The organism is Actinomycetota bacterium (genome assembly GCA_040755895.1).
Lineage (GTDB): Bacteria > Actinomycetota > Aquicultoria > Subteraquimicrobiales > Subteraquimicrobiaceae > Subteraquimicrobium.
This window is the reverse complement of record JBFMAG010000144.1, coordinates 1-9,504: the sequence shown is the minus strand read 5'-3', so window position 1 is coordinate 9,504 and position 9,504 is coordinate 1. Positions and strand designations below refer to the sequence as shown.

Here is a 9,504-nt window from a genome sequence, read left to right as displayed (position 1 = left end):
GATAAGAGTATCTTAGAAGGCAGCATCTACGAGAACCGTTAAGCCCCGACTCGCCGGGGCAGCAGCTAGCGCACGTAAGGATGGCTCTTAGAAATCACTCTATTTATGTTTAGGGACCAATCAGATTATTTGAACTCGGTGACCTCCAAGGGGTCTCGCTTTTTGGATTTGGTACCTACATAAGCGGGATAACCTATGGGTATCAAAGCTAAAGGTCTTATGTGCGCTGGTAGCTCCAATGCTTGAATTGCTCTTCTCTCATCAAAGGCACCCACCCAGCAGGCTCCAAGTCCCTCGACATGAGCAGCAAGAAGTAGATTCTCAATTGCGGCGGCAGTATCTTGAATGGCATATAGTGTAGTACCCCGAGTTCCATAGCCACTTGAAGCCACCCTGAGATCGGCACAGACCACGATCAGGACGGGTGCTTCAGCCACAAAGGATTGATGAAAAGCAGCTTCGGCCAACTTACCCTTAAGTTTCTGATCACGAATGACCCAAAATCTCCAGGGTTGAAGATTTCCCGCCGAAGGAGCCTGGCAGGCTGCCTTCAAAAGCTTCACGACTAAATCCGGAGGTACATCTTTAACCCTATCGAAATCTCTAACACTTTTTCTCCCATAGATGGCTTTATAGACCTCCATCTTGCCTGCCCCCTTACAAATTATTCAACCTCTTTTTTCAACGCCCGATTCAGAGCCAACACGATGGGAACTACTATGATCACCGCCATTATGATTTCTGGAATACCATGAGTTACCCCAACCATATAGGCCGCTTCTGGAGGAAATTCTTTCCCAAATCTAAAAACAATGAGACTGAGTACGCCCACCGTATTCGTTAAAGTCCCAGTGACGGCTGCCACCGCAGTCGCCAATCGCTTTGCCTTGATCGCTCTGTAAATGGAATAAGCGATGCCCAAGGATATTATGACAATCGACACCTTAAAGATCGAAATGATCAAGGGATTGCTCAACAAAGACTTATTCGCCTTTGTCAAACACGAAAGACCGTAGAACAGCCCCGAAAGACAGACCAGTCCAACGATAACCCCAAAAAGTGGAGCGAGCCTTTTGCTTCTCACAGCCCTATATGTGTATGCGGCGACCACACCGATCAAGATGCGGGGGACAAATGCTATAAGAGGATCCTTAAAGAAAGGTATGGTTGCTCTAGTCCAGCTGAAGAGTCCAAAGATGAAACCAACCAATCCACCTATTATCGGACCCTCAACGATTCCGGCGATGATCGCGGGAATGTGCATCAAGGTCGCAGCTCCAGCGGGTGTGGGTACGGGAACGAAACCCACGGTCGCACCCAAAACAGCCGTTAGGGCACCCAGTGTCCCTACGACTGCAATATCACGTGTTTCAATTTTCATGGTTATTACCTCCTCCGTTCCAGTTCGCTATGGATACCAGACTTCAGTCAAAGTGATTCGAGCCTAAATTACTTACTCCCTCACTTCCTCACCCCCTTCACTCACGTTAGGGCTGGAATTCCAGCTATGGATTTTGCCTTCCTCACCGCACATCTTATGCTCGCGGAAACCAGCTCAGCAGCTACCACTCCAACGGCATCCTTCTCAGCTTCAATTTCCCCAGTAGCAAGAGCAAAGACGATATCACCGTCGTACATCGTATGAACCGGATTGATGGCTCGAGCCAATCCATCGTGAGCCATTCGAGCTATCCCATTCACCTCTTCCTTGGACATCTTCACATTGGTGGCGACCACGGCTAGAGTGGTATTTCTTCCAAAGGCTTTGGGGATGGGGTGACTCTTCATGGATTCAGCCGTATTCAAATATCCCCCTTCAGGGGAACGAGCCCCAGCAAGAATCTCACCACTCTCGTCGAGAACATCCCCAAAGGCATTGACGACGGTGAGTGCCCCTACCACTATTTGATCGTATAAGTTGCAACTCGCTGTACCTATCCCCCCTTTCATCCAAGATTTCGATCCCAATATTTTACCGATGCTTGCACCCGTTCCCGCACCAACGCTGCCTTCTTTAACGATCGTCGAAGCATTCAAACAAGCTTGATAGCCAGCCTCGGGATCCGGTCTTACCGATGGATCTCCAACGTTCAAATCGAAGATCACCGCTGCCGGAACGATGGGCACCTTTCCAAAACCCGTTTTAAAACCGATCCCTTTTTCTTCAAGATACCTCATCATACCATCGGCGGCTCCCAAACCGAAGGCACTCCCCCCGGTAAGCAGGATAGCGTGCACCTCGGTGACCAAATTCATGGGAGCGAGTAAATCGGTCTCCCTCGTGCCGGGCGCACCTCCTCGAATCTCAACACCAGCAATGGTTCCCTCGGGGCACAGGATCACGGTGCAACCCGTTATGGACTCGATATCTGTATAATGTCCCACCCTTATTCCGGAAACTGAAGTAATCACGAAATATTCTTCCTTTCAAATCGACTTAAAATGGACAATAAGGTTCAGGACAACCCCCAGCGTATTCGGAGTCGGCGCTCACGTATTCTAGAGTCTCTCCCCTTTCCTTGCCCAAAATCCCCCCTATGTATAGGACTTGTTCCTTTTTACTTCCGTATCGGTAAACCGTGATTCCTTTGCACCTGAGCTCGTGCGCCAGGAGATAAGCCTTCTTAACATCCTCCACCGTAGCATCCGGTGGGAAATTGATGGTCTTGGAGACGGCATTGTCCGTATACCTCTGGAAAGCGGCTTGCATTCTCACATGCCACTCCGGAGAGATATCAAAGGCGGTAACAAATATCCTTCGCATGTCTTCTGGAATTCCCTTTAAATCCCTCAAGGTGCCCTTTTTTGCCACTTCCATCGCTAGCTCTGCACTATATAAACCCCGTTCCCTTGCCATCTCTTCAAATAATGGATTTACCTCCAATAACCTCGTACCCTCCATGATATTTCGGACGAAGGAGATAGCAAAGAGGGGTTCGATGCCACTGGAGCAACCAGCTATAAGGCTTATGGTGCCCGTGGGAGCAATCGTGGTTAGGGTAGCATTTCGGAGCCTTAATCCACCGGGTTTATCGTAAATGCTCCCCTTGAAGTTGGGGAAGAGACCCCGCTTCTCCGCCAGTTTTACCGAGGTCTCCCTGGCCTTTTCCATAATTAGTTTCATCACTTTCTCGGCGATCTTTAATCCTTCCTCTGAATCATAGGGAATGCCCAATTTGATGAGGAAATCGGCGAAGCCCATGACCCCCAGTCCTATTTTTCTATTTCCTTTGGTTATTTTCTCGATTTCGGGAAGTGGAAATTTATTGGCGTCGATGACGTTGTCCAGGAAGTGCACGGCTATCTCCACGGTTCTTTCCAGCTTCTCCCAGTCCACTTCACGATTTTTTACCATCTTTGAGAGATTGATTGATCCAAGATTGCAACTTTCTCCTGGTAAGAGAGGCTGCTCCGCGCAGGGGTTGGTGGACTCGATTTTGCCTATGTGTGGAGTGGGATTTCGCCTATTTATCTCATCGATGAAGATCATTCCAGGGTCACCAGTTCGCCAGGCCATGGTGGTTATCAAATCGAAAATGCTCCGCGCTTTAAGTCTTTTTACCTCTTTGCCGGTGCGTGGGTTTATTAGGGGATACTCTCTATCATCCTTGACCGCATTCATGAATTCATCGGTTACGGCCACGGAGAGATTGAAGTTGGTCAGGAAATTCTCCTTGGTCTTGGCGGTGATGAATTCGAGGATATCGGGGTGATTGACGCTTAGGATGCCCATATTAGCACCGCGTCTTCTATTGTGGATCAAGAAACCATTAGCCACAAAGTGTTCCATCCCATAGACGGAGATTTCCATGGTGGGGAGCCTCGTTTTGGATAGTGATTTGACTTGCACGTAATAATACTTATCATCAGCTATTCTTCTTAGCTCTGGATCATTCAATTCAGGGAATCTGGCCATTAATTCTTTAAGCCTTGATCTTGAAAGCTGTCGTGTGTTCTTCACGCCCGACATGTAGTGCCGAATTAAGCGGTAAAGCTCTCGATTTGCTCCTCTTTTTGATCGTCCAGGTCCCGAACCACGCCCTGGACCCGCGTAAAGTTTCCGCAATCTTTCACTCTGATTGGGAATAGGATCGCTTCTGCCGTATTCCTTAGGCTTTTGGCGAAGCTCCAGAGTTTTTTGCTTCAACTGGCTGATAAAACCTATTTTTTCGATAAAGCGCTTTCGGCTTGGCTCGTTAACAATTACCAGTTCAAAGATGGGCGAGATCCCGAGAGAACTTTTGCGATAGTCTCTTCTAGATACCTTGCTTACGATACCCAGCGCCAAAAGCAGCTGCTGAGCTTCCATTACCAATCGAGCTGAGGTAGTAGAGAGTCTCGGGTAGCCGTCAGTGTGAATGCCGCCACCGCCTTCAAACAAACCACGCAGGAAAGCACAGGCGCTTTCCTCGCTTGAAGACAAAATTGATTGGGGTATGAAAGCATTCTCCGCCCGCTTTTTTTCAAAGCCGACCCGCTGCCACCACTGGGTCAGGTCACGACTGCTAACCACAAGAGAGCACGATGCATCCCTTTCCCCTCTTTTTCTTTGAATGAATGCATCGAGTCCAAAAAGTTTCTCGATCAGTTTGGTAAAGTGTTGGATGAGGTCTGGAGTGCTGTCAGCTATCGAAAGAGCCAGGCGCCCTTTCATTTCAGGTGGAATGTCTCTTCCACAAGCTGTGCTCAGACATCCGTCCGCCATGTAGTAGCCGACTACTTCAGCGAGTTCTGGGCACATTGTAGAAGGTAAAGTGAGTAGCGTTGCATTCGGGTGCTGTTTGTACTCAAGAGGTGGCAAAGTGACATCTTCGCCCAGGAAACCACCCAAGACAACCGGTAACCAATCGCCCTTCTTTAGGTCCCGAACTTTCTTCCAGGCAAAGTCACCCTTTTCATTAACGATTTGGATTTGCTCGTCAGGCGTGGCGGAGATTGTTAAGCCAATGTCAGTCTCCACTTTGAGACAGTCATCCCAGGAATTATCGAGAGCTTGGTCAGCGTGCCAGAATCCACCATTCGTATAAACAAGGGTTCTGGTCGGGTTCTCACCAAGATGGCGGCAGTCCAAGAGTTCACCCATGGGTATTAAGCCTCTCGTTGTCCTGATAAACGTATCGCTTGCTAGACAACCGCCTTGCTTTATGACATTGGTGGTCACATCAAAGACCCGCATGAAGGAAAGGGGTCCAGAGGCGATACCTTTAGTTGATTTGACGATGTCACCCTTGGGTCTCAACTTTGAAAAATCAAATCCCGTGCCCCCACCACTCTTATGTATTACAGCCATATATTTCACCGCATTGAAGATTTCCTCTATGGAGTCTCCCACGGGAAGCACGAAGCAGGCGCTGAGTTGCCCCAGGTCTGTTCCGGCATTCATCAAGGTTGGTGAGTTTGGGAGGAATTCGAGGTTTGACATGGTTCGATGGAATTCTTCTTCCGTTTTTCCCACATCCGCCTTCTCGTCGTAAAGGAGATCAACAGAGGCTATAGCCTTAGCCACACGCCGAATCATCTGGGCTGGAGTTTCTATGACTTTTCCTTCCTCATCCTTGAGAAGGTATCTCCTCTCCAAAACTCTTGTGGCATTAACCGTTAATTTGAGTTCATCTTCAACGCCAAAAAATTTTTTGGCCGCTCTTATCTCAGCTCTCTTCTGCCGGTAGAGGATGAATGCTTTCGCAACTCTGGCATATCCCCTCCTTATAAGAACATCCTCTACGATATCCTGAATATTCTCCACGCTGGGAATTTGACCGGCGGGCTTGGCGGTAGGCACGGCGAATTTCTCTTCCAACAAGGCTACGACTTCGTGGGAAAGTTCCTTAGCAACCTCCTCGTCTTTCTCCCCCACAGCCATAATCGCTTTGTGAATCGCATTGGATATCTTTTCCGGTCTGAAGGGGACAATTCTTCCATCTCTTTTGCGGATTTTAAGGATTTTAGCCTCACACATCGGATTTTCCCCCGGCTCGGATCAAACCAACAATCTCGGCGACCATACTCGCCCTATTTTTGAAGGTGACCTCCAGTAGACGTACATCCTCCCGCTCCTTAATTTCTCTGACCAATGTGCTAGAAATCTTTCCCATAGTCGCCAGGACAAGACTGGGGGCACCGAGCGCGGCCTTTACAGCTTCTTTAAACCTCTGGGAGAAGAGCTCCATCTTCCCAATCTCGTCTATCACTATGACCTTCCCCCCTCGAATCGCGTCTTCTAAAGCCAAAACTCCCACCCTCTCAAATTCGTTCACATCAACTCCATACTTACTAACTCGAAATGGGCTTTTTATCCCCACATGAGCGAGAATTCCCTCTTCTCCATCTAAGGTGATAATCTTAAAACCCTTCCTTATACCGCCTTCTCTTATCTCCTCGGTATAAAAACCACCAGCATCGCACCGGAGTTCTTCGAGCACTCGTTTTATAAGGGTCGTTTTACCCACCCCAGGCGAACCGGTTATCAAAATGTTCAAGATAGTCCTCCCATTATCTTTATGGGGTTATTCGGATTGTCGTCTGGACCGAGACCTTCTCATAACCCACGGCGGTCAACTTTGCCATTATTATATAATCCCCGGTTGGAACTTGTTGCCCATCGTAATCCTTCTGAAGCCAGGTTGCGTGATAAAGCTCCTCTTCGTCGGGTTTTAATGTTTTCTTGCTCAAAACCTTGGTGAAAAATTCGTCGGCAGACCATTTCCAGATCTCTTTCTTCTCCAAAGATTCTATGATGATGTCAAACTCCTGCTCGGACATGAAAACAAAAGTTTCGGCGGATTCTCTCACATTTTTGACGATGAAGTGTATGGATATCTTTTCCCCCACCTTATATTCCTTTTTGGGAAGGGCGATGGTGAACTGGATACCATGGGCTTTTATACTCTTTTTGTATTTGAAGGAATCCTCGCGCCTGCTATAGGTGCCCATCATCCTCAAAAGGAGAAGTACGACGAGGACAAAGAGGGACCAAACAAGCAAAATGAGCAGCGTTTTCCGAGGATAAATTCTTTCTCTTAAGAAAGTGAGACCGGATTTTGGGAATCCCATCTTCTCCTCCCAAATATATCCCGAATATATTTTAACTTAGTGCGAATTTAATTTTGCCAAAGTACAGTTAACTTAATAGTAAGCCATTAAGCAATTTAGTCCATGCCAAAAGTTTTTAGGCAATATAGACCCTTGGCACCCTTTTGCCTATCATGCACACGATCTCATAATTGATAGTTCCTAGGATATTCGCGAGTTCATTCGCTGAGATTCGATCGCCTCCCTGCTCACCGATGAGCGTTGCCTCGATTCCTGGTCTTACCTCCGGGATGTGCCCCACATCGACCATGAGTTGATCCATGCAGATGTTGCCGACCACGGGTGCCCTCCGACCTTTCATTAACACATGGCTCTTATTGGATAAAAGTCTGGTATATCCATCCCCATATCCCAAAGGAAGAACGGCAAGGGTTGTCTTCTTCCTTGCACGATATGTGAGCCCATAACTCACACCTTCTCCAGCCGAAAGAGGTTTAACGAGGGAAACAATGGCTTTAAACTGCAAAGCCGGGGCTAGATCGATCCTCCCCCGCGTGGCTGGGGAGGGATGTAAACCGTACATGGCTATTCCCACTCTGACCATATCCAGATGAGTCTCGGGAAAAAGTATGGTAGCCGCACTGTTTGCCGCGTGCTTTATGGGGATGTTGAATCCCCTTTTACTCAGATCGGACAGAAGGTTCATGAATCTCTCCAACTGCAGCTTCGTATATTCATTTTGCACCTGATCAGCCACCGCGAAGTGAGTGAATATACCCTCAACTTCAAGATGCGGTAGAGTTTTGAGAAACTCGATGAACTGAGGTACCTGATGTGGGAAAAGACCAAGGCGGTTCATGCCAGTATCCACCTTTACATGAACTTTAACTTTTTTATCAGCCTCTCGAGCTTTTGAGGAAAGTTCCTCCGCTACCTCCTTGGAACAGATGGTGGGAATGAGATCATATTTCACGGCAATTCCACTGGCAGATGGTAGGATTTCACTCAGGATATGGATGGGGGCTTTTATGCCTGCCTCGCGCAACTCCAATCCTTCCTCAACCAATGCCACACCAAGCCGGTGTGCTCCACTTTCCAACGCCACCTGAGCGACCTTTACAGCTCCATGACCATACCCATCGGCTTTGACCACGGCCATGAACATGGTTTTTGATCCAATGAGGGTCTTTAGAACCCTGATGTTTTCGCCAATTGCCTTTAGGTTTATCTCCACCCAGACCGGACGCCTGTACCCCATCTTCACCTCTACATTTGTAATAAAACTTAACACACCCTATCTACTATATGGTATTAATCGCGACATTGGTTACACTCTTACATGGTTCACCGTTCACAATTCATAAATCTATAGGTGGATCATAAATCCCGAATATTCTTCTGAAGGGGCTCTTTAGATAATCAGGCATAATGGGTAAATTCTAAAATTGTGACCCAGCTATAGTAATTTATATCTAGATTAAGCCCATATTATAATTAGTGTTACCAATGTACGTAAACATTGCAACTACCTACTACCTACTACCAATTTGATGGCTTTGGGCAAATAATCTATCAAATCGGAAGCGATTAGACAATACGGAGTGACATCCTCGGCCGCTAAATCCCCCGCTAAACCGTGGATGTAAGTCGCCAAAACGGCAGCATTGTAGGGGGTCATTTCCTGGGAGAGAAAACCACCGATCAGTCCGGTGAGTACATCTCCGGTGCCCGCGGTGGCCATACCCGGATTTCCCGTGGGAATGATCGTGGATTTCTCCCCACAACTGACGATGGAGCGTGCCCCTTTGAGAACCACTACAACATTCCACAAAGTGGCAGCACGCTTCGCAAATCCCAATCGGTCACTCTGCACTTCATCGGCAGTAGTTTTAAATAATCGGGCGAGTTCCCCCGGATGGGGAGTAATGATGGTGGGAGTCGAGCGCTTTGCAAGTATCTCAGTCGCATCGACAAGGGCATTTAATCCATCGGCGTCCAAAACCAAGGGACATGATGCACTTGCAACGAGCTTACGCACCAGTTGAACCGTACTCTCATTTAAGGACAAACCCGGTCCCATGACCAAAACACCAAAGGCATTTAAAAGTTCATTAATCCTATCAAAAGCTCCTACATCGAGGCTTCCGTGAGGCGTTTCGGGGAGAGGCATTGTCATAACCTCTGTAAGCTTCTGCTCAAAAATGGGATTCAAGCTTTGTGGTATTCCCAGAGTTACGACACCTGCCCCGGATCTCAAAGCCGATAAGCTGGTCAAAGTCGCTGCTCCGGTCATCCCCAGCGAACCAGCAATAACTAAGACTCGACCACACTCCTTCTTGTGGACATCGACCTCCCTGCTGGGAAGAAAATTCCTTATCTCCCCCATGGAGGGAAAGGTGATCGTGCTCACCCCTTTGACAATTTCTAAAGGTATCCCGAGATCGGCCACTTGCAGATCACCGACAAAATTTG

8 protein-coding genes are annotated in these 9,504 nt (G+C 47.9%); all 8 read right to left on the bottom strand.

Going from position 1 to position 9,504, the window contains the following annotated elements:
• Window positions 1-125 precede the first annotated feature (125 nt).
• Entirely contained in the window at window positions 126-644 is a 519-nt protein-coding gene (locus AB1466_06830) for a nitroreductase family protein (protein MEW6189798.1), read from the bottom strand.
• 20 nt (window positions 645-664) lie between these two features.
• Window positions 665-1,381, bottom strand: a complete 717-nt coding sequence (locus AB1466_06825; protein MEW6189797.1) for an ECF transporter S component — start codon at window positions 1,379-1,381, stop codon at window positions 665-667.
• A 101-nt stretch (window positions 1,382-1,482) separates the two neighbouring features.
• On the bottom strand, window positions 1,483-2,412 hold the full coding sequence (locus AB1466_06820) for a P1 family peptidase (GenBank protein MEW6189796.1): 930 nt from the start codon (window positions 2,410-2,412) through the stop codon (window positions 1,483-1,485).
• 25 nt (window positions 2,413-2,437) lie between these two features.
• Window positions 2,438-5,959, bottom strand: coding sequence for an adenosylcobalamin-dependent ribonucleoside-diphosphate reductase (locus AB1466_06815; GenBank protein MEW6189795.1), 3,522 nt, complete (start codon window positions 5,957-5,959; stop codon window positions 2,438-2,440).
• Window positions 5,952-6,479, bottom strand: coding sequence for an NTPase (locus AB1466_06810; protein MEW6189794.1), 528 nt, complete (start codon window positions 6,477-6,479; stop codon window positions 5,952-5,954). Before AB1466_06810 ends, AB1466_06815 begins: the two co-directional genes overlap by 8 nt.
• Window positions 6,480-6,498: 19 nt before the next feature.
• The gene (locus AB1466_06805) at window positions 6,499-7,053 is read right to left on the bottom strand and encodes a BsuPI-related putative proteinase inhibitor (GenBank protein ID MEW6189793.1); all 555 of its coding nucleotides are present in this window, start codon (window positions 7,051-7,053) and stop codon (window positions 6,499-6,501) included.
• A gap of 115 nt (window positions 7,054-7,168) precedes the next feature.
• Window positions 7,169-8,290 carry an alanine racemase gene (alr, locus tag AB1466_06800; protein MEW6189792.1) on the bottom strand — a complete coding sequence of 374 codons (1,122 nt, stop codon included), beginning with the start codon at window positions 8,288-8,290 and terminating at the stop codon, window positions 7,169-7,171.
• Between the two features lie 267 nt (window positions 8,291-8,557).
• The coding region (locus AB1466_06795; GenBank protein ID MEW6189791.1) for an NAD(P)H-hydrate dehydratase at window positions 8,558-9,504 on the bottom strand (947 nt) is incomplete at its 5' end.